We start from the raw sequence: 23,125 nt of genomic DNA, 5'->3' as shown, positions 1-23,125 counted from the left end.
ATATTAGCAAAATAACTGCACAAAAAAACTAGCAAAAGCACAATATAATTCTTGCTTTCCCTAGCTTTTCTCTTTTGTTTAGTCAGGTACAACAGCAACTGCCCGTATTGTGAAGCCAGGTGCTCCTTTAATCTTAGGAACCCCAAGAAAAATGACAGAGCCGGTTGCTGGCACTTCAGAAAGATTCGTTAAAACCTCTACCTGAAATTTATTTTGCGTCAGCCAATATCTTTCTCCAACGATATCCTGATTCCGAGTACAGTCGACTGCGGTATCCGTATCCAGCGTCTCGTGGCCAATCGCCAGTAGGTTCCGCTTTAAATGAAGAAACTTCAAGGCTTCCAGAGACCAGCCAGGCGTATGTGCCTGACCTAATTCATCCCGATTATAAAACGCTTCATGATTGTTCCATCGTTGTGACCAGCCGCTGGCAAAAGCAACAAAGCTTCCCTCAGGAATTTTTCCATAGCTCTCCTCAAATGCTAAAATATCTTCAACCGTAAGTGCATAATCGTGATTTTCAAAAACTTCTTTTTCTTTATGAATCACTATTAATGGCAAAACCAATTCCTTTAAAGTCAAGTCTTCTAAAAATCGTTTCCCTGAAGCAAAATGAACAGGCGCATCAATATGTGTGCCGTATTGCGAGACAATACTGTATTCCTTTGCCAAAAATCCATCCTGTTCAACTGTAAATAATGTTTTTTCAGTTAATGGTTTAAAAGACGAAAAATAAGGAATTTCTGTAGATACTTCATGAGTTAAATCAACCCATCTTTGGTTTTTTAGAAATTCTACACTTTCTATGATGGTTGTCATATCAATGCCCCTTCTATTCATTCGGCCAAACATCTTTGGCTGTTTCCACAACTAATTGAAGCTTTGCCCACTGATCATCCTCAGATACTTTATTCCCTTCATGTGTAGAAGAAAACCCACATTGAGGGCTTAAGCACAGCTGGTTTAGCGAAACAAAGCGGGACGCCTCGTTAATTCTTTCAATCAGCTGCTTTTTATCCTCTAGTTCCGGCGTTTTTGTTGTAACAAGCCCTAAAACAATTCTCTGATTCTTTATATTTTTCAAAGGATCAAAGCTGCCGGAGCGTTCATCATCAAATTCCAAAAAGAAGCCGTCAAACTGTTCTATTTTCAATAAACGTTCTGCAATCGTATCATATGAACCATTGTACAGCCAATGAGACTGGAAATTGCCCTTGCAGAAATGGAACGTTACTGCCATATCTGCAGGCTTATCTACTAAAATTGCCTCAGTAATATCTCCAAATTCCTGAATTAACTCATCCGGCTCATAGCCGTTTTGTTGAATTAATCCGCGGAAACGTTCATCAAACAAACCACCCCAGCTGGTGTCATCTAATTGAAGATAACGGCAGCCCGCATCATAAAAAGACTGAACAACTTCTTTATACGTTGAGATTAAATCTTTAATAAATTCAGATTTTTCTTTGTATACCGGATTTTCATGGTAGTGCTTAGATAGAATAAAGGAGTCCAGATAAATCATATTGGGACCTGGAATTGTTTGTTTGGCAATTATTTTACCCGCGTGCTTTTGAGTAAATTTAAAATGTTCTAAAAATGGATGATTCTTATCAAAAGCCAATTTACCGCTGACATACGTCCCTTGAGCTTCTGTTGTGATACCAAAAGCTGTCGTTTCAAAATCATATACAGTAATTCCAGCTAATCCGGCAATAAAATCCAAATGCCACCATCTTCTTCTAAACTCTCCATCTGTTACAGCCTGCAAGCCAATTTTCTTTTGTTTCTCAATAACTTTAATAATTTCCTGGTCTTCTATTTGTGTTAGTTCCTTTTTAGAAATGATCCCCTCTTTAAATTTTTCTCGTGCATCTTTCAAGGCTTGCGGACGTAGTAAACTACCTACCTGATCATAACGAAATGGTATTGTTGTCATTTCTTTTCTCTCCTTCTTTGCTAAATATTAGTCTATTTTTAAATAAAAAAGTCCTTAGACATCATCAAAGATATCTAAGGACATAGTATTATGTGTTACCACCTTAATTCGCGGTATTTTCACAAATAACCGCCTCAATCAGTACCCAACCATTATTGGAAACTGTTATTTGCTAACGGAACAAACCCGTATCTCCCTACTCATTCAGAAGATCCACTATAAAAGCCATTTTCAAATTAAACGCCTCACATCTCTTTTCAGCTTTCGAGACTCTCTGTTGGAAAAGAATTTAATCTTACTTTCTTTCTCATTGTGTTTTAATATTTGTTTCATCTACTATAGCAAAAAAAGAAAGCGTTTGTCAATAACTGTTTTTTTACACCTAATCGAAACAGAACAATCAATAGCTGCTTTTGATAACAAAATAGGAACCTCGAATAACGCCTGCCAATGCTGATTTTTGATAGGCAAACTTAAATTTTTCTGCTAATTCAGCTGGTACATCCATTCCTTCAGATAGTTTAAATCCTACAGCACGTTTTCCATCTTCAGCCAGTCCGTACATAACATTAACTACGAGTCCATTTTCATAAAAAACATAAGCGAAACGAGTCCCTTCTGTTTCAAAACCTGAGACCTCCAGAGGCTTATAAGGAAATTTCAACTCACGCTCCAATAAAATTTTCTCAATCCACTTCAGCGTTTCCAACTCTTCTTCAGCAGGAACAGTCACAAAATCATGCTTATACTTATTCCAGAAATATCTTGCTTCATTTGCCCGAAGACCAGCCAATGCCTCTGCTACATCAGAACTCTCTAAACCAATGGTTGATACTTCTTTAAAATCTACCTTGTATGACATTTCTTCTCCTCTCTTCATTTCATTTGTAAGCCTATTATAATCACCTTCTTCTATTAGCTACAACTATTAAGTTTCAGATAGGAAAACTCTATTAAAAGAATATACTATTCTTTCTCTCTCCATATTGCCGATAAATACGTTGCTATTCTCTGATAATTTCACCTAAAAAAATGAAAATTACTAGAGTTCAATTACTTATGTTTTTTGAAAGACTTATCTGTTCTTGCTCAAGTAAAAATTTCATAAGTAGCTTTTTATAAAAACAGTTACGAAGCTATAAAAAAATCGAACCTCCGCTTCATTTGCGTTTGGTTCGATTGTCATTATGAAGCTGCTAATCATTGCCTTAGTTTTCATTGCATCAAAAATATTTATTTTCTTAGTATCTTTTCCATCTTTTTTCCTTTTGCCAGTTCATCTATCAGCTTATCCAAATAACGAACTTTCTGCATCAGTTCATCTTCAATATCTTCAACTCGGTAGCCACAGATTACACCAGTTATAAGCCCCACATTGGGATTCATTTGAGGAGCCTCTTTAAAAAAAGTTTCAAAATCTACTTCATTCAGCAGCTGCTTCTGCAATCCGGACTCATCATAGCCAGTTAACCAGAATATAATCTCATCTACTTCTTCTTTTAAACGTCCTTTCCTCTCAGCTTTTTCAATATAAAGCGGATAAACACTGCTAAAAATCATTGTGTAAATTTTTGGTTTTTTCATTTACATTCTCCTTTTTTCAATCTTTTCTCTGGTTAAAAAGCAGATAAAGCAGTATAAAAATTTATCTTTTAGGAGCTCATTAAAAGATAGCTTAATTATCTCAAAAAAATACTTACAAAGCTATATTTAAACTTAAATCCGGACTTAACCTAAGCAATACCATAACACTAAGACTTCCATACATATATTAAACAGATTAAGAGGAAATGATGTAATCGCCAAAAGCTGTACCCGAAAAATACCGCTTTTAGTAATCACATCATTATTTACGCTGCAGCCTCTTTAATTTGCCTTGATTTAATTATTTTAATCCTTAAGAAACTAGCTTTAACCCTTATAAACATACATATCAGCTATTTATCAATGACTAATGTTTAATCAAACAGCCTCTCGATATTGCTGAATACTGATTAGCACTTCTCATCAATGCTGAGAAGCTTTCATTATCACAGATGTTGCTCAGCTGGTCGAGTCAGGTTAATACGAACTGTAACATTATATTGCCGAATCTAAAAACTGACTATTATAAAGCTCTGCATAAAAGCCATTTCTGTTCATCAGCACCTGATGTGTTCCTGTTTCTACTAACGCACCTTGATTCATTACAACAATATTATCTGCATCTCGAATGGTTGACAAGCGATGTGCTACTACAAAACTTGTTCTATTCTTTAACAGCTTTTTCATTGCCTGCTGAATAAGAATTTCAGTTCTTGTGTCTACACTTGAAGTTGCTTCATCGAGTATAAGCACTTCCGGATTTGCAAGAAATGCTCGGGCAATTGTAATCAGCTGCCGTTGCCCTTGGGAAATGTTACTCGCCTCTTCATTTAAAATTGTCTGATATCCTTCAGGGAGCATGTGGACAAACTCATCTACGTATGCAGCTTTAGCTGCTTGAAAAATCTCCTCCTCGGATGCCTGATTATTGCCATATTTAATATTGTCATAAATAGTTCCTGTAAAAAGCCATGTTTCCTGAAGCACCATAGAAAATTTTGAACGTAGCTCATCTCTATCAAAGTCTCTAATGTCGACTCCTTCATATTTTATACTTCCACCCGAGATATCATAGAATCGCTCCAGCAAATTGATTAATGTCGTTTTTCCAGCTCCAGTAGGTCCCACAATGGCAATCATTTCACCCTGAGTCACATCCAGACTAAAATCCTTCATTAATAATTCACTAGGTGTATAGCCAAATGCTACATGGCTGAATTGGACCTTATAAGAACCATTTTCCACTCCCAAAAGACCAGATGGTTTATCTTCCATCTCTTCCTCATCAAAAATCTCGAATATCCGTTCAGCTGAAGCAATCGTTGATTGAACCATGCTTATTAAACTTGCTATCTGCGTAAGCGGCTGCGAAAACTGATTTGTATATTGTAAAAATGCCTGGACATTACCAAGACTAAGATCGCCGCTCGCAACCTTAATTCCACCAAAAACAGCTACAAAAACGTATCCCAAATTTTTGGTAAAATTCATCAACGGCATAATAATCGCCGAAACAAACTGCGCCTTCCAGCCAAATTGATAGAGCTTTTCATTTTCAACATTAAAAGCTTCAAGATTGGCTCTCTCATGATTAAAACTCTTGACGATAAGATGAGCACCATAATTTTCTTCTACCTGATTGTTCAATAATCCAAGTGTTTTCTGTTGTCCAGTAAAGTTTTTCTGTGATCTCGGCACAATAATCATTATAATAATTAAACTCATTGGAATTGTCGCAAGAGCAATCAAAGTTAATTGCCAGCTAATCGTCAGCATCATGAATAATATACCGATAAATGTTACTGTATTTGTAATCAGCTGAGTCAGATTTTGTTGAAACATTCCCGCGATGTTGTCCATATCATTAATCGCTCGAGACATAAGATCTCCATTGCTGTGATTGTCGTAATAGGATATAGGCAGTCTATCCATTTTGCATTTTAGTTCCTGCCTCATTTCAGCGACCGTATGTTGAGAAACACGAGTCATGATAAACTGCTGCAAAAAATTAAATAAAGCTGAAGTAAAATACATTACCAATACTATTAAAATAATCGTACGTATCTTATTAAAATCAATTGGCAGTGAAGTGATTGATTTTCCCTGCTGCATTTGAACAGCCCCCTCAGTCACTCCTTTGTATATTTCAGTCGTTGCACCACCTAAGATTTTAGGTATTTGTACTTGAACAATAACCGCTGTAACCGCTAGTATCCAAACAATTATAATCGGCACCAGCCGCTTATTCATATAGCGTATCAAACGAATAATTGTTCTTTTAAAATGCTTTGGTTTTTTATCAGCAAGATCAGACTTCACAGGTTTGTGTTTTTCTTCTGCAGAAACAGGTTGTTCTTTAGTCACATAGCTTCCCCCTCTCCCAATTGAGATTGGACGATTTCCCGATATGTTTCATTACTTCTGTATAATTCTTCATGTTTTCCTTTTCCTACAATTTTTCCTTCGTCCAAAACCAATATTTCGCTAGCATCCATAACAGTACTTACTCTTTGTGCAACAATTATAACAACTGCTTTGACGAGTTCCATTTTTAAAGCTGCGCGTAGCTTAGCATCTGTTTTAAAATCAAGTGCAGAAAATGAGTCATCAAATATGTAAATATCAGCAGGTTTAATCAATGCACGAGCAATTGCCAACCGTTGTTTTTGCCCACCTGAAAAATTATTTCCACCTTGTTCCACCCAAGTATCCAATCCATTGGTTAATTCAGAAACAAAACTATCTGCTTGTGCAACTCTTAAAGCTTTCCAAATCTCTTCGTCCGATGCCTTCGGATAACCATATTGCATATTTTCTCTTATTGTTCCAGAAAATAAAACAGATTTTTGGGGAACAAAACTGATTCGCTGTCTTAGCTCCTCCTGCGCTACGCTGCCTATATTCTGACCGTTAATACAGATCTCTCCTGATGTACTATCATAGAATCGAAGAGCTAAACTAACCAATGTAGTCTTACCTGAACCTGTTCCACCAATCACTGCCATTCTATTACCCGAAACTAATGAAAAGCTAATATCAGTCAATGCTGAATCTTCAGCTCCTTTGTAGCAGTAGTTCACATGGTCAAAGATTAATGAAACCTGACCTTGATTATCAGGAAATTTTTCTAGATTTTTTGAATCTAAAACAACATCTTCAGCTTCTAAAATCTCATTAATTCGTTCAGCGGAGGCCTGTGCTCGTGGAACCATGATAAAAATCATTGCTAGCATAATAAAGCTCATCAAGCTTTGCATGGCATACGTCATAAATGCAATTAAATTACCTACCTCTAATTTTTGCTGCGCAACATAATGAGCACCGAACCACATAATAAGAATACTGGTTATACTCATAATGATGGTCATCAATGGAATCATTATGCTAATTAATGTATTTACTTTGATAGCAGTCTCAGTATAGCCTCTGTTTGCCTCCTTAAATCGTTGTTCTTCATAGTCTGTTCTAACAAAAGAGCGAATAACTCTTACACCTGTCAATCCTTCGCGAAAAACTAGATTCAGACGATCCATTTTTCTCTGTACAGTTTTAAATAATGGTACCGCAAAATATAAAATAGTACCTACAAGCCCCCCCATAAGCGGAAGTACTATAAAGAAAATTTTTGTTAATTGAGGGTCCTTGTTATACGCCATTAAACTAGCACCGATTAGCATGATTGGTGCGTTAATCATTAAGCATAAAAATACCTGTACAACCATTTGAACTTGAGTTACATCATTAGTTGTTCGAGTAATTAATGATGCTGTTCCAAATTGGTCAAAGGCACTAACAGAAAGAGACTCTACCTTTTTGAAAATCTCCGATCGTAGATTTCTTCCAAGTTTCTGAGATTCCTTTATTGCAAAATATGTATTTCCCAAAGAAGCAATAATTCCAAATAAAGAAAAGCCAACCATCAGAAATCCCGTCTGCCATATATAATTGATGTTTCCTTTTGCCACGCCTTTATTGATTATATCTGATGTTAAAGTCGGCAAGTATAAATCAGCAAAAACCTGAATAATCATAAAAGCAATTGCCAAAATCGTTGGACCAAACGATAATTTTCTTATTATTTTTTTCATTTTCCCCCACTATTCTTTATTTATTGGTATAGAAAAAGAGCTTGGATCTATAAAATCCCAAGCTCTTTTATTAAAGGTTGGATTAAGAGAAAATTCCGATAATACCAGTTAACATAGTTAACAGACCAGACCAGCCTAAACCAATCCATGTAATAATTCCTGAAATCATGTTAGTACCTCCTACTTATATTTTATTTTAAAAGAGCTTGAGATTAAACAACCTCAAGCTCTTTGCTCAGGTTTGGATTAAGAGAAAATACCAATAACACCTGAAACCATTGTCCAAAAACCAGACCATCCTAGGCCAATCCAAGTAATAATTCCTGAAATCATAAGTGCACCTCCTTTTTACTTTCGTCACAGCGAAATTTTAGTGGTTTCCTAAAGTAGCCATAATTTGTTTCCATTTTTCTACCATATTGAAAGCATTCAACATCCAGTAATCAACAAATCCCACAGTAAATCCCCCTTTACATTCTTTTATATACTAAGCTAGAAAAATAATTACATAACTTATAACTACTTTCTAGTTAGTTCCATTTTTCAAATGTGCTCAAACTTATAAATCAAGCACAAAGTCATTTATAAGCGATTTTTTGACACTTAATATACACTTATTAAATAACTAAAGTTATTATATATTATAAAAAATATTTTTGCAACTCTTTTTTTACAATTAACAAAATTATTTTTATTTTTAAAAAGAAATAATGACTAAAAAACAAACTTAACAACTCCGATAATCTCTGAATGGTCTATTACCCCATAGTCACGACTATCATGGGTATAAGGTCGATTATCCCCCAACAAAAAGTATTTTCCTTCAGGTATTTTCACTTCCCCAATAATCTTAAGAAGTTGGAAATCAGCAGTATAAACACCGCCATTTCTTTTTGCTTCTTCTTTTTCAAATTGTAAAAATGGCTCTAACTTGCTTTCCCCATTTACAAATAATGTATCATTTTCATATTCTATTTTATCTCCAGGTACACCAACAACTCTTCGAATTTCAATTTTTCCGCTTTTCTTTCGTTTCAAGCAAACTAAATCTAAATGTTTAATCAAACTTTGCTTTGCAACAAATACATGATTTCCTACTTGTAGCGTGGGAAACATACTGTAATTATCAATTTTTTGTATACTAAATAAAAACAACGATAGAATATAGAGAAACAAACTAACAAGTGTCATTGTTACTCCAATCTCAATTAACAAATTTTTTATAAGAAATCTGATTTTTTGAGACTTCTTTCTTTTTTTTCGTTTCAATTTTTTTTTATTTAGACTTTTGAAATTTTTATGACGCTTTTTTTTTACTAATTCTTTTTTATGATTTGTTTTGATTTTTTTTTTTGATTTCTGACTATAAATTTTTTTTTCCTTATTTACCATATCTATTGCCTCAATCAAGTGCCTGCTTTCTCAAAGCTTCCTCATCAATTTTATAGAAGGTCATAACTTTTTTTTGGTAACGTTTCACTTTCTCAATATCTTGTTTGTACTCCTCAACTAATTCTGGATTCTCATAAAAGCTCCCTACAACACGGATCGCGTTCGCACCTAATTCTTGCATCATATTATAGTATTGATTAATCACCAGCTGTCCTTCAATGCTATTCACAATACTTGCCTTCTTAGTTCCGTAACTTGAAATCATGCTTGTTAAGTAACGTATATTAGCGTCCAATTTTTCTTTAGCTTCAACTCCTACTCCAGCTTCTTCCAATTGTGCTTCAAAATCGTTTAGTAGATAATAGCTTTTTACTATTGATTTAGAATCCTCTTCTGTAAGACTCATAGACTGATAGTACGAAATCCAAAATGCTCCACCAGCAGTTAATACGGCGCAAATCAGTGTCACTATCAATTTATTTCTAAAACTTTTTTTGTTTTTTTTAAGTTTCTTCTTTACTATTGCCAATCTTTTTCTTTTTTTCGGGTTTTTAACTCTTTTTCTTTGTAATCTTTTTATTTTTTTTCCAGTCTGAAGAAATAGAAATAACAGTACAAGGAAAATGAGTATAAGTAGAATTGCTAAGCATGTCATACTCATAAAAATAATTTGTAAGGTTATCATTCAATGTATCTCCCATTCCTTTACTATTTCCTGTTACTTTTTTTCCCCATTTCGTTTTCTTCTATTCTTTTTCCGTAATTGATGAACAACTAAAAATACTACAGCAGCTACCAGTATAATCCCCCCAATAATACTGATAATTAACAGCCAATCTAATCCAGTATCTTGCACAATTCCAACGTCATCTTGATTAAACTTATCTGCTTCTGATTTACTGATTGTAAATGTTTCTGTCCATTCCCATTTTTTACTTCCTGAAGTCGCAAGTATCTTGGCTTTATATTCACCAGGCTTCATTTGTTCGCCATTCATACTCACCGGAAACTCCATAAAAGAGTTAGGTGCCATCTTCATTGCTGATTTTTTTGCTTCAAACAATACTTCATCATTGTTACTTCCGCTGATTTGTACTTCCATCATCAAATCTTTCAAAAAAACAGGCGCAACATTAGAAACATTCACAGCAATAGCATTACGATAATTTGATTGACTTGCGGACACCTTATTCAAAACTAAATCTGGCTGAATTTCAACATTAGTTTCTTGAAGAACTAATGCAATAATATATGCATATCTATTAACAATGTTCGCTTTATTGCCAGTTGTATCTGTTTCATCCTCTTCTTTCTCAATTTGTTGAAGCTGGATTCCTCCCACTATGAGTCCATCATAGCTCACCTCGGGCATTGTAATAGTAAAATCAACTGGCATTTCTCCATTAGCAGGTAATGTAACTATCTCCTGAGCTTTCACAATATCTGTAAAATCATATTTTAAAGAGGGATCACTTTCAATTTCATTTGGTCCATACTCAACTACACCATTTGAATTAGTTTTTGCACCATTAAGATCCACTTTGATATCAATTTCTTTATCAGATAAGTTTCTTAAAATAATTTGAATGACTTGTTGTTTGCCCGGTTCAATCATCAAGTTAAAATAACCCGAATCATCTTGTTGGTTCTCCGGATATTTAATTTCGTAAACAAAACTTTGTGCTTCCAGCATTTCATTTGAAGTGGCGCTTTCTTCTCCGAATGCTTGCTGTTGGAACATCATCGTACCAAAGAACATAATAAAAAATAGAAATATGTATTGTTGTAGTCTTTTCATGTATTCCATCCTTTTTCAACAAACTAATAAGACAGCAACTCTTGTCGATTTTTTAGTATCCTTACATTCGACAACTATTGAATACCATGCTTAACTGTTGATTTAATTATATATTTTATTTCTTTTAAAGTAGTCAGGTTGGATAACTCCAACCTGACTTCAAAGTAAAAACTATGGAGTATACTCGATAGTCCAAGTGATTTCTGCTTCATAAACGCCTTTACTCAAAGCTTGTCCACCATCAAATTTAAGGAAGACTGAGTTATCTGCTTCACCTTTAAATGAGTCACCACGTTTATTTGTTTCTGTTTTATATTCATCTGATTGACCGAATTCTGCAGTCCACGTACCAATACCAACACTACCAGTAGATGCATTGTTATCAAATACAAGTTGTTTTCCACCAGCTTCTGACAAAGTGAAATTCAATACATCAGTAGTTGGCCAGTTGGCTAAATCTTGAGCAGAGTTCAGCAAACCATTAGTATATTCAATTTTTGCTTTATCAATTGTATCAGTAGAGCCTTTTAACGTGAAAGTTTTTGTCATGTTCGCATTAATTGTATACTTATGATTTGTCCCTGTTCTTTTATCTGTCCACTGTACCCAAGGACCACGTAAAACATCTCTTCCAGCTGCAGTTGGATTTGCAGGATCTGTTTGAGTTCCAGCAATCGATTCTGCTGGGATTACTTTTTCTCCTGGTGTTACATCCAATTTCCATTGACCAAAGTTTAAACGGGCAATCCGGTCAATAGTAATTGGTCCTTGATTTCCAGTTTCAGTTACATCATCTGGATCTTTAGGATCTACTTCTTTGTCTGGATCTTCCGGGTCAGGTTTACCATTAGAGTCAGTGTTTTCAATTACCTCCAAAACCCCAGTTCCCACTGCTGAATCTTCAGCCGCGTGAACTACTGTTCCTCCCGCTAAAGATACTGCCATTACTGCTGCCAAAGCTGTTGTACATAATAATCTTGTTTTCAAATTTTTTTCCTCCTAGATGTGTTTTCAAATTTATTTATGGTAACTCGGCTAATATCCAAGTTAACACCGTTTGATATTGTACCGGATAAAGCTTAGTGGTCATCGGTACGGATAAGGATACGGCTTTATTGCCATAAACCTGCTGATTTTCAAAGGCTGTATCTAAAACAGCACTACCATCTTCATTTGTCTTTGGAAATAAGGTATTCATTTGTCCATTTGAATTGTTCTCTGATGCACCAAATTCAATTGTCCAAGTACCTTTACCACTGCCGGGAGTCGCTACCGCTACGTTATACGTTATACCTATTTCATTTATTTCTATTGTATCTCGTGTTACTTCTGGTGCTTTTTCAGCTGAGAAAGGTGAATTAGCCCATCCATTGTCAAGACTAAACACTGCACCGCGTAATTCTTTTTCTTCTTGTTTTTGAATAACGTCATTCTGAAACTGATGTTCTTGTCTTACTTGTAAGGACCAGCCTTTAGAACCAGAGCGCTGATCTGTAATTTGTACATAGTTACCTCGAGCTGGTGTACCATCATGAAACAACTGTGCATTAACATGATACAAGCGTTCTTTTTCATAAGTAATTTTATTTCTACCAAGATTAAAAGCTGAAACAAAATCAAATCTTAAATCACCATCTGTAGAGGGACCTGGACCTGGATCAACCGGATTAATTGGAATTTCGGGATCAATTGGTTCTTTAGGAATATCTCCTATAACTTCGACTCTTCCATCTGTTTTTCCAATATTTTCTTCCGCTAGCGCTTCAAGTTTTCCTGTAGTTGCACTACTTAACAAGAGAAGGAATAGAAATGAACAATAATATATATTTTTAATAATCTTCATTAACTAGCCTTCCCCCCTTGTTTTTTTCTAACAAACAATAGTAAAGCCCCAACTAGCAGTAAGATTCCACTTATTCCAATGGAGCCTTGCACTAAATCTCCAGTATTTGGTAACTTTCCACTAGGCTTTGCTGTTTCAGCAACGATGACTTTAGAACTGCTGTCTTCTGTAGACATACTATTGCTACTACTACTGCTTTTTTGTTCATATTCATCTTCATAAAAAGTAATTACACTTTCTGTTGCCACCTGTCCACCATTGACAGCTTCTGCTGACACCTTCAACGGTATCAATAACAGAGCTGTCATAACTATGGAGGAAAGCGACAAAGCGACAAATTTATTCTTTTTTATCATTTTACTCTCCTCACTCGTTATGGTGTAGCAGACAATTTCCACAAAATTTCTCCCTGATAAATACCTAGCTGGGTTATTTCTACTGGAACTACATCAAGTTTTAACCCATCACCTTTTTCAGTTTTCTCCCATGTATCACTAACATTCCATGGAGCATCATCGGGATTTGTATGTTCCATAATTGGTTGATCTCCGCTGTTTAAAACAATCTCATTTCCGTTATAAACATATCGGATTGAATCTGTAAGCGTTGCTTTCTTATCAGTACTTTGCATGGGAGAAGTTAAAGCTGCTGTTAAAGTCCATCGTGTTCTTACTGCTCTTGTATCACGAACTATCAAGTCTTTATCGTATTCAGGATTATTGATTCGCATTGCCGTTGCATTAATATCCCGTTCATGAATTCCAAAATTAATAACACTTGGTGCTGACTTTAACTTCAGCATTCCACTAAACTTGTACTGAACTACGGTACCACCAGCATTTACTAATACAGATTGCTCATCTGATGGCCTGCTAATTAGTTTATAATCATCGTCTATAATATTTTGAATAGCAGTTGTTATTTCTTTTATTGTTTGTAAATTAACCGTTTCTCCCACCGTTTTATCGGATAGAATAATCTCATTATGAACAATGCTGTCATCTTCTTTCAAAAATTGGACAGTAATTGCCGCTAACGTTTGAGAATCAGTTATCATTACTTTAACAGGTACTTCGGTAATTACTCCTTGACTTGATGTCAAAACAACATAGACAGTTACTTCACCCGGAACAGAGGTGTCTGGTAATTTATTCTGATTAATACTCAGTTGTACTGGACCATCTAAGAGTTCATTTTCAGTATCGAGACGAATATTTTCTACAAGATTCTTCCTAATATCTTCTTCACCAAAGTTGCTGAAATCGGTATCTTTAGGATAAGAGATATTATCTCTTGGATCTGCATAAGGTACGCCATTATAACGAACACGTGATTTTGTTTGGCCTTCAATAATTTGAGATTCTAATTTTCCAGATAATGGACGTACTGGATTGTCGAATGTATAGTAGGCAACGGTTCGCACTCCGGCCATCTCAAAATTCGTCATATATCCGTTGTCGACTCCATTAGATTGATATCCGTATTCATCTTTGTTGTTTTCAAAATCAAATGTTGCATTTGGAACTGCCTCTACATGAATTTCATATACAGTTCCTTCAAATTCTTCAGAAGTAGAATTTTTTGCTGAAATAATTACCTTACTTCGGTCACCACCGTTATAGCTGATATTGAAACGACTTGCTAAATCTTTGTTGGTTGAATCACCATATTCAGTAATTTTTATTTTATTTAAATCAATATCATAATAGGATGGTACTTCAGTATTAATCTGAAAAGTTGTACTCCTATTTCTAACTGAATTTTTAGAAATTGTTTGTTGAATTGAATATTTTAGATTCAGATAATCTGGTTCTGTATGTGTAGCATCATTACTTTCCCCAAAAACAATTGGTACCGAAGGAGCTATTCGCATAATAGGTACTTGATCATACAGAATCCCCATTGTACTTAATCGGGTCAAACCAGAAGCTGCTTTTCTTTGCATATTCATTGGTAAATTTATCCCTTGAAATGTTTGAGATAATTTACTTACATCTTGATTTTGAGCTGTTCCAACCCCATACAATTCTACATAACCGTTATAATCAGAGTCAGCTTTTCGATTCATTTTAATTCCAAGAGTGGTTAAGCTCCGAACATAAAAATCTGAAAAATCATCCATCGATGCATGAGGAATTGACACAGCTTTCAAACCATTAATATTGTTATAGTTCCAAATACCTTTGAAATCGATTTGCTGAGATGTTTCATGATCATAAAATTCATAATGATAAGAAACATTATCTCCAACGTAATAAAGATCATCTGACATTCCAGTCGCCGAGACATGTGTACTCCCAAAGAATAAGAAGAACTCACCCCAATTGTCGAAATAGGTTGCATCTCCTGGAAGATTACTTGTGTTATTTTTATCTTCTGGTCCAACTGCTATGAAATTAAAATATGGATTGTGATCAGCAGGTGCATTAGTACTGAATGAAATGTCATCAATCACAAATTTTAAATCAATTGGCTTACCATTATATACAGCGGCATTCCGTATCAGTACACTCTGTTCAGTTTGGGTATTCTTACTAAACCGATGAATTTTTGTATTTACTGTTTCATTTGGAATAATCACTTTAGATGCATCATCTCCAACAACCTCATATGTGACGTCATCAGTTAATTTAAAATACGTTCCATATTCTCCTGGCAACTCAATTACGTTACCGTGTTGATCAGTTCCATTAAGAGTAACAATATTTATTTTAGGTGTATTCGTATCATCTATATCTAGATATCCGGCTGGTGCTGCACCAACAGAGCTTATAGAAAGAAAATACACTAAACTGATTGTGATTAAACCAAGAACAATACATAGGTTTCTAATTTTTAAAAGATTGATTCCAGTTTTAATACTTACACCTCCCTACTTTTGTGAATCTTCAACATTTCTTAACCATAAAACACCACACACATACTTAAAAAGTTTTTTATTTAAAAGCTTCCGCCTTTTAATGAAATTTTTCCATAAATCTCTGGTCTAAACTGTTGTGATAAATCTCCAGTAACTGAAATCATTTGGCTATCATAAACTTTTCCGAAACTTACAAAATAGTTTTCAGCTTGAAAGACTCCCATAGAATTTTCAAGGTAATCTCCCCCTGTTTGACTCCATACTTCTATATTTTGCATTGCCACACCTTTTATTGATGTATTTAAAGAATAAAATAATTTAGAACCAATTTTTCTATTTTTAATTTCAAAATTTTCAGCCTGCAATAAATTAAACTGTGTTCCTCTAGCACTTTCAATAACAGCTTTTGTGCTGTTACCCGTAACTACTAATGAACCTCTAGGATTGATATTAATTGATGTGTTGCTACTTTGAAGCTTCATTGCTGCTTGATTTCCAGCACCTTGCCCATTAATTGAAACTTTACTTTTCTCTCCAATTGTAAAAATAGGATTTATAGTCGCATAGTCAGTTCTTGAAGCAAATTGAAACGCAACACCAGCAGCATCAATATTTAATTTTGCATCTTCTTCAACATCAATTTGTGTTACTTTACCTTGAAATGCTGGTCGAGAATAATTATTGGTATTTAAACCTACACCAATATTTACATTTGCTTTTTTTCCAACAATTATTGTTCCAACGGCTTTTCCACTAACTGATTTCCCATTAAAGTCAAATGCTGGAGATTGATAATTGTTTTTGGTTGCAGCCAGTCCTGTATATGTTGAATCTGCTTCAAATTTCAAATGACGAGCAGTAGCATTTTCATACAAAGTAGTAATTCTATTTTCTCCACTAAATGTCAAATTCCCATTACTTACGTTTACAAATCGAACGCCATCATAAATGACATCTTCAACTAACACATTCCAGCCGTCAGTAGCTTCAAAAAAACGTCCTGAGGTACTGTGTCCAACAATTTCTGCATTTTTTATTGTAAAATTATTAGTACCACTATAATTAGTTTTAGCTTGAATTCCATAAGGTCCTGAGATAATTACTACACCATTATCATCACTACCGTTGATTACAACATCTCTATTAGGAATTCCAGTAATATTTTTAGTAAAAGATATACTGTTTTTTAATACAATAGAATTGATACTAGCATCCTTCAATGCTGTTTCAAATTGTGAAATTGTTGAAACTGTAGCCTCTCCAGAAGATGCTTCTGCTACTACAGACATCCCATTATTTCCAAATAGAACTAATTCTGCCGCCGTTAAGGTCAGCATTCCTAAAACCACTATCAAACTATTTTTCAGAAAACTCATTTTTTTCAATTTCTTTCCTCCAATTTTATTAAAGTAGATAAGTTGTTTGAAACTAGATTTAAATCATCACCTCACTCGAAATTATCCAGTTTCACAACTAACAAAAGTTATATTCAATCTCTACACCTCCTTTTAAAGAGTTGACTCAACTATAAGCTTGTAACCTAGTGACCTTACAGTTTCAATATATTTTCTATTTCGAGTATTTTTTTCTAATTTTTTTCTTAATCTGAATATCACATAACTGACTCGATACTTTTGCATTGAAGCCTCCTCAGACCAGATATGTTTATAAATTTCTTCATAAGTCACTACTTCTTCAGAGCGATCATATAAAAAGCAAATTACATTGTATTCCATTCTAGTTAGTTCAATTTCTTCACCTGTTTCAAGAATAATACTTCTATTCTCTGGGAAAAGACGCAATCTATTATTAGTTTTTTGGATGGTATCCTCTACTTCATTATTAGAAAAAGTTTTTTTAGCATTATATTCTGAAAAATTTTTAGAGATAAGATAAAACTCGTTAAAATAATCTTCAGAATCAATAACCCCAATCGCACCTAACCTAAGATACAATAACCTAAATGTATTATCGATTTTTTCAGAAGAGATAACCCATAAAAGTACATTCAAATTCTGCTTGATTTCAATTATTTGCTGACATATTTGACCAATATTATCAATATGATTCCCTTCTACCAAAACAATATCTAACTTATTCTCCCAATCTTTGGGATTACCTAGTTCATCATTAATATTGTATAGCTTGTACATTTCATCATTCCAAAGACGGGAAACATAATCATTTTGGTTTTCATCTAGTAAAAGGTACCCTACCCGAATTTGAATTTGTGACATTACATTCCTCCTGACTTATATAGCTATATTCATATTACTCAACAAAAACGTATTACTACGTTATAATAAGAAAAACAGATATAAATTGTTGTAATGTTATTTTCGATTATTTTTCTGTGTTAATTTTCTTATATTCTAGTATTATAAGAAAATATCGTTTTAGCATTGATATATCTACGTTTTCAAAATAAATGACTGCTTTTCTACGGCGGAAATTTTTATTTCTAATTTTTTGAGCATAAAAAAACAGTCTTAAAAATTTTATTTAAGACTGCTTTCTTGTTGTATTCTACTGTATATATCCATTTGTTTTAAAACTCCTGTTTAAGTAAGCTTCTAATAAAATTTCATGGTATTAACGTATTTCTTTTTTACTATTTTAACCTCCTTCTAGCATTTTATCTAAATTAGAGATAACTTGTGTTCTACTTTCCCATAAAGAATCTGCATAAATATCTAAAGTCATTTTAGTTGATGAATGACCTAATAGCTTACTCACAGTAGCAATATCGGCTCCTTTCTCAATGCATCTAGTCGCAAAAGTATGTCTTAAAGAATGAAATTTAATATTATCTAATCCTTCTTCTTCCAATAATTTTTTAAAACGATAATTTATTACTCTCGGTTCGGCAAAGCCGTCTTTACATGAAATCACATAGTCAGAAATTGACAGTTTCTTTTTCTTTAGTAAATACTTTCTTAAATTTGTAGCCAAAGGGATACTCCGTTCAGATGTTTTTGTTTTTGGTGAACTCATAATTATTTGAGTCTTTCCTCTTTCATCTAATGAAGAAATCCTTGTGAGTGTTCTCCTAACACAGAGTAAATTTCTTTCAAAATCAATGTCTTCCCACCTTAAACCACTTATTTCACCAATTCTCATTCCTGTGTATAGCGCAATGATAGCTGCCGAACATTCCGTTTCAAATAGTGCTCTTTTTTCAATTCTTCTTTGCTGTTCAATGCTTAGAGCATTAATGTTTGTATATTCTTTCTTTTTAATAGTAATGTCTTCACACGGATTTTTTACTATATAGCTTTCTTTTACAGCTTGATTTAATGCACTTTTCAACACAAGACAAATTACATTTATAGAACGAGAAGACAATCCTAAGTTTTCTAATTGAAATATGAATTCTTGTATATGTGTACTAGTTAGATTTATTAATTTTTTGGAACCAAGAACAGGAAATATATATTTCTCCATTCTTGTTTTATAAGTGGAATAAGTAGATATTTTTATTTTTCCATTCATAAATTTTGCTAACCAATAACTCATCCATTGCTCTACTGTGCCATCGTACAATGTTAAATTACTGTAATTTCCAATATACTGTACTCTTAATTCTGCTAAACGATTTTTTACAATAGTATATTTTTTCCCATAAACATATCCATAAGTAATCTTTCCATGTTCATTTCTTGCCTTAATATATCTTCCTTCCCAACGTCCGTCTTTTCTCTTATAAATATTTTCTCCACGTCTACTCATAGATCAACACTCTTTCTAAAATAGAATGACGGTTTTATTGACGGCTTAAAATTAAGATATAATATCATAACATCACTCCTTTAAATTTATTACGTATTTTAAAACCTTTGATTATTTAAAAGTGCTAAATAATCAATACTAACTAATGAATAAAATTTGAATAAATACTAATTTGCTTAACTAAATCCTATTTCTTATAAATTCTGTTAATAATTTTATCTACATTTTTCCATTTCAATACAAGTGTTTTAGGAAAAATATCGAAAATGAATAAATTTGATATAGACTATTCACTTTTTTTGAGTTAAACTATTTATAGACAGTAAAGATATCACGTCTTTTAAATAATTATTTCTCTTAATTTTCTTAAATTACTAGAATATAAGAAAATTTATTTTATTCTTTTGACAAAAATAAAATCAAGAACATAAAATAAATTTTATCATATTAACTAAATTAATAATACTTTTTTTTATAAGTTGGAAAAATTTTACCCTCTATTTTCCCAGCTGTTAAATTCCCCTCCTTACCTTACTTATTTCCTCCTTCATTTCTAAATACGCATTCAACCCATTTTTATATTAAACTATTAAAAATTTCCTTAGATTACTTCATTTAATCTTTCTTACTATCACTAATTACTAAATAAAACACAAAAATGATTTATAATTCTAATATTTATTTCAAAGAACATTTTTTTACTGTTTAATCAAAGTCTGAAGAAGTCAAACATACAAAGATATTTCTCTAAACTACGCTACATTACTTATTCACTTTTTTTAAAGTTACCCTTCTTTTTTTAGATTCTTCCTTCCTAATAATTAAATCAATTTCTATAAAACTAAATAAGTCAGTCTTTACAAATTTTTTTTATAATGACTTACATTTTATCAATTTAAAGATATTGAAGTATAAAAAAACACCATAATCTAGAAATTTTCTAAATCGTGGTGTTTTTAGGCTTTATACCTTTTGATATTAGTAATCCACCAATATCTTTTCTATTTTATCTAACGCAATAGAAAAGACAGCCTATCAAAAAAATGTTGAATCCTCTAAACCAAAATATTACTTTTAAGGAAATATGTTTAATAAAAGACAAAATTTTCTACGCTATCGTAGAAAATTCTCTTATTCTCCTCAAGAATGTGTTTATTACAAGATTGGTTCTGCTTCGAATCTAATACATTTTTGGGATGAGAATCGTACGGTTGTTAATGAATCATGTTTCCGAATATCGGATGTATCTTGAACTGAAAAAACAACGCTTCAAGTGTAAGGCCTGTCAACGAACCTTTGTCACTCTCCTAAATTAAAATACCTCTATAACCGAGATTCTCTCTCAAAGAAACCTTGTCTACTTCTTTCTCATAACGTGTGACGAAACAATTCTATCATCCGATAGATCTGTTTCGAACACATCTGTCCAAAGTGTTGTGATTTAATGAATTTAATCTGTCCGCAGTATTAGCCTTAACATGATTTTTACTACGATGGATGGTGAACCCCATCATCTATTGGATATCATTAAGAATCCAGAACTGCTTTTTTTAAATATTATTTCAGCTGATTCTCAAGAGAAAATTACGAAACTGTGCAATTTATCTTAATCGATATGTATACACCTCATGTTTCACTGGTCAAAAGCTATTTTCCAATGCCCAACCTATTATTGACCGTTTCTACATTGTCCAGCACATTAGAAAAGCGTTTCGCAACCAGCGAATGAAGAAAAACGCCTTCGATTACTTCCAAAGCAAAGAGTCGAAACTGCGCAGTATGGTGAAACTAATGAAGCAATACAGGAAAGACAAAAGCAGGTTGAACGATGAAAGTCGTCTTTGTGTCCTGGTTTCAAGGCTTACTTAACAGAAGCTAAGGTTGTAAATTGCTTGATTCATGTTTCCTTTGAACTACAAATGGGCTATCAACTATAGTAAGCTCTGTTTTATGCAATAAAGAAACACAATCAATGATACTTTGAAAAATTGCTTGTTTTTAATCGATACTTCTAGAAAAATATTGAACTATTTTAAAGACGTTTCGAACGTTTCTACTGCAATTTAAGGGTGCTCTTCAGTCTCCCTACTCAAATGAACCAGTAGAATTTCTGAACAATCCTATCAAGAAATGCGTATAGATTTCGCAGCCTTTACAACTTCAGACGGCGAATCATGATTCACTGTGGCAATGCTTTGTTTATAAACTAAAAAAGCAAAAATTGTTTCCTCTGTATTTTTGTGCGAATACCAAATGATACTTACATTTCCATACAGTGTGTGATAAACTTTTGTTAACCTTTTTCATAAAGGTACCTCCTAAACTTTTTGATGTGGTGGTCGGGAAACCAACTTCATCTTACCAGTTTAGGAGGCTTTTTTACTACCACGCTGCAAGCTCTCTGGAATCTCTAGCATAGCTAGGGGTTTTCAGAACATACAAAAAAACAAGACTGATTAGTCTTGTTTTTAGAGAAATACCGGCGGCCGGGGTCGAACCGGCACGCCCTCGCGGGCACTGGATTTTGAGTCCAGCGCGTCTGCCAATTCCGCCACGCCGGCATAAAATTAATTATTGCAAGGCGGTAACCGGATTTGAACCGGTGATGAAGGTTTTGCAGACCTCTGCCTTACCACTTGGCTATACCGCCATAATTAAACTGGGGTAGCTGGATTCGAACCAACGAGTGACGGAGTCAAAGTCCGTTGCCTTACCGCTTGGCTATACCCCAATTACCTAAAATACCTTAATAAAGGTAAGGGCGAACGACGGGAATCGAACCCGCGAGTGCCGGAGCCACAATCCGGTGCGTTAACCACTTCGCCACGATCGCCATAAAAAATATTTAAAATAAAAATAATGGCAGGGGTAGCAGGAATTGAACCCACACTAACGGTTTTGGAGACCGCTGTTCTACCTTTAAACTATACCCCTAAATGGAGGAAAGTGGATTCGAACCACTGAACCCTAAGGAACGGATTTACAGTCCGTCGCGTTTAGCCACTTCGCTATTCCTCCATAATGGCGTGAGACAGAATCGAACTGCCGACACACGGAGCTTCAATCCGTTGCTCTACCAACTGAGCTACCACGCCAATAAAAAATTTATAAAACTAACGGTTCCGACGGGAATCGAACCCGCGATCTCCTGCGTGACAGGCAGGCATGTTAACCCCTACACCACGGAACCAACCAATGGAGGTTAACGGGATCGAACCGCTGACCCCCTGCTTGTAAGGCAGGTGCTCTCCCAGCTGAGCTAAACCTCCAAAACCAATCAAAAAATGACCCGTACGGGACTCGAACCCGTGTTACCGCCGTGAAAGGGCGGTGTCTTAACCACTTGACCAACGGGCCAAACAAAAAACGGAGAGTAAGGGATTCGAACCCTTGAGACAGTGTTTACCGTCTACATGATTTCCAATCATGCTCCTTCGGCCTCTCGGACAACTCTCCAGAGTTAAAAAGAAGCACTCACAATTACTCTACTTTAATTTCCTAAACAGGAACTCCGGCAGTAGGACTCGAACCTACGACATCATGATTAACAGTCATGCGCTACTACCAACTGAGCTATGCCGGAATAATCGCGCGGCGGCGTCCTACTCTCACAAAGGGAAACCCTTCACTACAATCGGCGCTAAGAAGCTTAACTTCTGTGTTCGGCATGGGAACAGGTGTATCCTTCTCGCTATCGCCACCACACTGGTGCTGCATAGTATTTAATTGAGTGATTTGCTCACTCAAAACTGGATAGATCAATCATCTTCAACACAGTCATTCCGAAAAACATTTTCTTACTCTTCCAATTCTTTGGTTAAGTCCTCGACCGATTAGTATTGGTCCGCTCCAACCATCACTGGCCTTCCACTTCCAACCTATCTACCTGATC

General features: G+C 34.4%; 16 protein-coding genes, 12 tRNA genes, 1 rRNA gene, 2 pseudogenes and 1 other annotated feature. Of the genes and pseudogenes, 1 reads left to right on the top strand and 30 read right to left on the bottom strand.

All coding sequences use genetic code 11. The features are described from left to right. Positions 1 to 78 precede the first annotated feature (78 nt). The 16 genes from ACPWSO_RS07730 to ACPWSO_RS07655 form a co-directional block, all read right to left on the bottom strand. Positions 79 to 819: a cyclase family protein gene (locus tag ACPWSO_RS07730; RefSeq protein WP_426082321.1), complete on the bottom strand. Its 741-nt coding sequence runs from the start codon at positions 817 to 819 to the stop codon at positions 79 to 81. Positions 820 to 832: 13 nt separating this feature from the next. After that, the gene (locus ACPWSO_RS07725; RefSeq protein ID WP_426082320.1) at positions 833 to 1,939 is read right to left on the bottom strand and encodes a 5-methyltetrahydropteroyltriglutamate--homocysteine S-methyltransferase; all 1,107 of its coding nucleotides are present in this window, start codon (positions 1,937 to 1,939) and stop codon (positions 833 to 835) included. A 73-nt stretch (positions 1,940 to 2,012) separates the two neighbouring features. Further along, positions 2,013 to 2,259, bottom strand: a binding site (T-box leader). An 80-nt stretch (positions 2,260 to 2,339) separates the two neighbouring features. Then, entirely contained in the window at positions 2,340 to 2,801 is a 462-nt protein-coding gene (locus ACPWSO_RS07720; RefSeq protein ID WP_426082319.1) for a phage tail protein, read from the bottom strand. Positions 2,802 to 3,172: 371 nt separating this feature from the next. Beyond that, positions 3,173 to 3,523 (bottom strand): DUF2200 domain-containing protein, encoded by a 351-nt coding sequence (locus ACPWSO_RS07715; RefSeq protein ID WP_426082318.1) that lies wholly within the window; start codon positions 3,521 to 3,523, stop codon positions 3,173 to 3,175. A 495-nt stretch (positions 3,524 to 4,018) separates the two neighbouring features. Continuing rightward, positions 4,019 to 5,842 (bottom strand): ABC transporter ATP-binding protein, encoded by a 1,824-nt coding sequence (locus tag ACPWSO_RS07710; protein ID WP_426082491.1) that lies wholly within the window; start codon positions 5,840 to 5,842, stop codon positions 4,019 to 4,021. A gap of 41 nt (positions 5,843 to 5,883) precedes the next feature. After that, on the bottom strand, positions 5,884 to 7,611 hold the full coding sequence (locus ACPWSO_RS07705; RefSeq protein ID WP_426082317.1) for an ABC transporter ATP-binding protein: 1,728 nt from the start codon (positions 7,609 to 7,611) through the stop codon (positions 5,884 to 5,886). A gap of 714 nt (positions 7,612 to 8,325) precedes the next feature. Further along, the gene (gene lepB, locus ACPWSO_RS07700) at positions 8,326 to 9,003 is read right to left on the bottom strand and encodes a signal peptidase I (protein WP_426082316.1); all 678 of its coding nucleotides are present in this window, start codon (positions 9,001 to 9,003) and stop codon (positions 8,326 to 8,328) included. 10 nt (positions 9,004 to 9,013) lie between these two features. Next, positions 9,014 to 9,688: a hypothetical protein gene (locus ACPWSO_RS07695; RefSeq protein WP_426082315.1), complete on the bottom strand. Its 675-nt coding sequence runs from the start codon at positions 9,686 to 9,688 to the stop codon at positions 9,014 to 9,016. 33 nt (positions 9,689 to 9,721) lie between these two features. Next, entirely contained in the window at positions 9,722 to 10,801 is a 1,080-nt protein-coding gene (locus ACPWSO_RS07690) for a DUF916 and DUF3324 domain-containing protein (protein ID WP_426082314.1), read from the bottom strand. A gap of 171 nt (positions 10,802 to 10,972) precedes the next feature. Beyond that, positions 10,973 to 11,788 (bottom strand): WxL domain-containing protein, encoded by an 816-nt coding sequence (locus tag ACPWSO_RS07685; RefSeq protein WP_426082313.1) that lies wholly within the window; start codon positions 11,786 to 11,788, stop codon positions 10,973 to 10,975. 34 nt (positions 11,789 to 11,822) lie between these two features. Then, the gene (locus ACPWSO_RS07680; RefSeq protein WP_426082312.1) at positions 11,823 to 12,644 is read right to left on the bottom strand and encodes a WxL domain-containing protein; all 822 of its coding nucleotides are present in this window, start codon (positions 12,642 to 12,644) and stop codon (positions 11,823 to 11,825) included. Next, the gene (locus tag ACPWSO_RS07675; protein ID WP_426082311.1) at positions 12,644 to 13,000 is read right to left on the bottom strand and encodes an LPXTG cell wall anchor domain-containing protein; all 357 of its coding nucleotides are present in this window, start codon (positions 12,998 to 13,000) and stop codon (positions 12,644 to 12,646) included. The genes ACPWSO_RS07680 and ACPWSO_RS07675 overlap by 1 nt, the downstream gene beginning before the upstream one ends. A 17-nt stretch (positions 13,001 to 13,017) precedes the next feature. Continuing rightward, positions 13,018 to 15,432: a hypothetical protein gene (locus ACPWSO_RS07670; protein ID WP_426082310.1), complete on the bottom strand. Its 2,415-nt coding sequence runs from the start codon at positions 15,430 to 15,432 to the stop codon at positions 13,018 to 13,020. A 152-nt stretch (positions 15,433 to 15,584) separates the two neighbouring features. After that, positions 15,585 to 16,880: a pectate lyase-like adhesive domain-containing protein gene (locus tag ACPWSO_RS07665; RefSeq protein ID WP_426082490.1), complete on the bottom strand. Its 1,296-nt coding sequence runs from the start codon at positions 16,878 to 16,880 to the stop codon at positions 15,585 to 15,587. A gap of 132 nt (positions 16,881 to 17,012) precedes the next feature. After that, entirely contained in the window at positions 17,013 to 17,741 is a 729-nt protein-coding gene (locus ACPWSO_RS07660) for a winged helix-turn-helix domain-containing protein (protein ID WP_426082309.1), read from the bottom strand. Between the two features lie 379 nt (positions 17,742 to 18,120). Then, on the bottom strand, positions 18,121 to 19,233 hold the full coding sequence (locus ACPWSO_RS07655; RefSeq protein WP_426082308.1) for a tyrosine-type recombinase/integrase: 1,113 nt from the start codon (positions 19,231 to 19,233) through the stop codon (positions 18,121 to 18,123). Positions 19,234 to 20,276: 1,043 nt separating this feature from the next. Here ACPWSO_RS07655 and ACPWSO_RS07650 point away from each other — a divergent pair. Next, positions 20,277 to 21,443, top strand: a pseudogene (locus ACPWSO_RS07650) (transposase). Between the two features lie 19 nt (positions 21,444 to 21,462). Here the strand turns inward: ACPWSO_RS07650 and ACPWSO_RS07645 are convergent. From ACPWSO_RS07645 to rrf, 14 genes and pseudogenes are all read right to left on the bottom strand, one after another. Beyond that, positions 21,463 to 21,540 (bottom strand): annotated as a pseudogene (locus tag ACPWSO_RS07645) (IS200/IS605 family transposase); the annotation flags it as partial. Positions 21,541 to 21,710: 170 nt separating this feature from the next. Further along, a tRNA-Leu gene (locus ACPWSO_RS07640) sits at positions 21,711 to 21,794 on the bottom strand. An 18-nt stretch (positions 21,795 to 21,812) separates the two neighbouring features. Beyond that, positions 21,813 to 21,883, bottom strand: a tRNA-Cys gene (locus ACPWSO_RS07635). A 9-nt stretch (positions 21,884 to 21,892) separates the two neighbouring features. Next, a tRNA-Gln gene (locus ACPWSO_RS07630) sits at positions 21,893 to 21,964 on the bottom strand. Between the two features lie 29 nt (positions 21,965 to 21,993). Further along, positions 21,994 to 22,066 (bottom strand) — tRNA-His (locus ACPWSO_RS07625). A 27-nt stretch (positions 22,067 to 22,093) separates the two neighbouring features. Next, positions 22,094 to 22,167 (bottom strand) — tRNA-Trp (locus ACPWSO_RS07620). A gap of 3 nt (positions 22,168 to 22,170) precedes the next feature. Beyond that, positions 22,171 to 22,251, bottom strand: a tRNA-Tyr gene (locus ACPWSO_RS07615). Between the two features lie 4 nt (positions 22,252 to 22,255). Continuing rightward, positions 22,256 to 22,328: transfer RNA gene (locus tag ACPWSO_RS07610), tRNA-Phe, on the bottom strand. Between the two features lie 22 nt (positions 22,329 to 22,350). Beyond that, positions 22,351 to 22,423 (bottom strand) — tRNA-Asp (locus tag ACPWSO_RS07605). 6 nt (positions 22,424 to 22,429) lie between these two features. Next, positions 22,430 to 22,502 (bottom strand) — tRNA-Val (locus ACPWSO_RS07600). 16 nt (positions 22,503 to 22,518) lie between these two features. After that, positions 22,519 to 22,590: transfer RNA gene (locus ACPWSO_RS07595), tRNA-Glu, on the bottom strand. Between the two features lie 10 nt (positions 22,591 to 22,600). Beyond that, positions 22,601 to 22,689, bottom strand: a tRNA-Ser gene (locus tag ACPWSO_RS07590). Between the two features lie 53 nt (positions 22,690 to 22,742). Next, positions 22,743 to 22,816 (bottom strand) — tRNA-Asn (locus ACPWSO_RS07585). Positions 22,817 to 22,822: 6 nt separating this feature from the next. Then, a 5S ribosomal RNA gene (rrf, locus tag ACPWSO_RS07580) occupies positions 22,823 to 22,938 on the bottom strand. Between the last annotated feature and the right edge of the window lie 187 nt (positions 22,939 to 23,125).

Origin of the sequence: Enterococcus sp. LJL51 (genome assembly GCF_049894025.1) — a bacterium.
GTDB lineage: Bacteria > Bacillota > Bacilli > Lactobacillales > Enterococcaceae > Enterococcus_L.
Note: the sequence above shows the minus strand (reverse complement) of the source record. Positions and strands in the feature narration are given on the sequence as shown.

Coding starts and splice junctions, on each gene's coding strand:
- ACPWSO_RS07730 (WP_426082321.1), bottom strand. CDS start 819: ATGACAACCATCATAGAAAGTGTAGAATTTCTAAAAAACCAAAGATGG.
- ACPWSO_RS07725 (WP_426082320.1), bottom strand. CDS start 1,939: ATGACAACAATACCATTTCGTTATGATCAGGTAGGTAGTTTACTACGT.
- ACPWSO_RS07720 (WP_426082319.1), bottom strand. CDS start 2,801: ATGTCATACAAGGTAGATTTTAAAGAAGTATCAACCATTGGTTTAGAG.
- ACPWSO_RS07715 (WP_426082318.1), bottom strand. CDS start 3,523: ATGAAAAAACCAAAAATTTACACAATGATTTTTAGCAGTGTTTATCCG.
- ACPWSO_RS07705 (WP_426082317.1), bottom strand. CDS start 7,611: ATGAAAAAAATAATAAGAAAATTATCGTTTGGTCCAACGATTTTGGCA.
- lepB (WP_426082316.1), bottom strand. CDS start 9,003: ATGGTAAATAAGGAAAAAAAAATTTATAGTCAGAAATCAAAAAAAAAA.
- ACPWSO_RS07695 (WP_426082315.1), bottom strand. CDS start 9,688: ATGATAACCTTACAAATTATTTTTATGAGTATGACATGCTTAGCAATT.
- ACPWSO_RS07690 (WP_426082314.1), bottom strand. CDS start 10,801: ATGAAAAGACTACAACAATACATATTTCTATTTTTTATTATGTTCTTT.
- ACPWSO_RS07680 (WP_426082312.1), bottom strand. CDS start 12,644: ATGAAGATTATTAAAAATATATATTATTGTTCATTTCTATTCCTTCTC.
- ACPWSO_RS07675 (WP_426082311.1), bottom strand. CDS start 13,000: ATGATAAAAAAGAATAAATTTGTCGCTTTGTCGCTTTCCTCCATAGTT.
- ACPWSO_RS07665 (WP_426082490.1), bottom strand. CDS start 16,880: ATGAGTTTTCTGAAAAATAGTTTGATAGTGGTTTTAGGAATGCTGACC.
- ACPWSO_RS07660 (WP_426082309.1), bottom strand. CDS start 17,741: ATGTCACAAATTCAAATTCGGGTAGGGTACCTTTTACTAGATGAAAAC.
- ACPWSO_RS07655 (WP_426082308.1), bottom strand. CDS start 19,233: ATGAGTAGACGTGGAGAAAATATTTATAAGAGAAAAGACGGACGTTGG.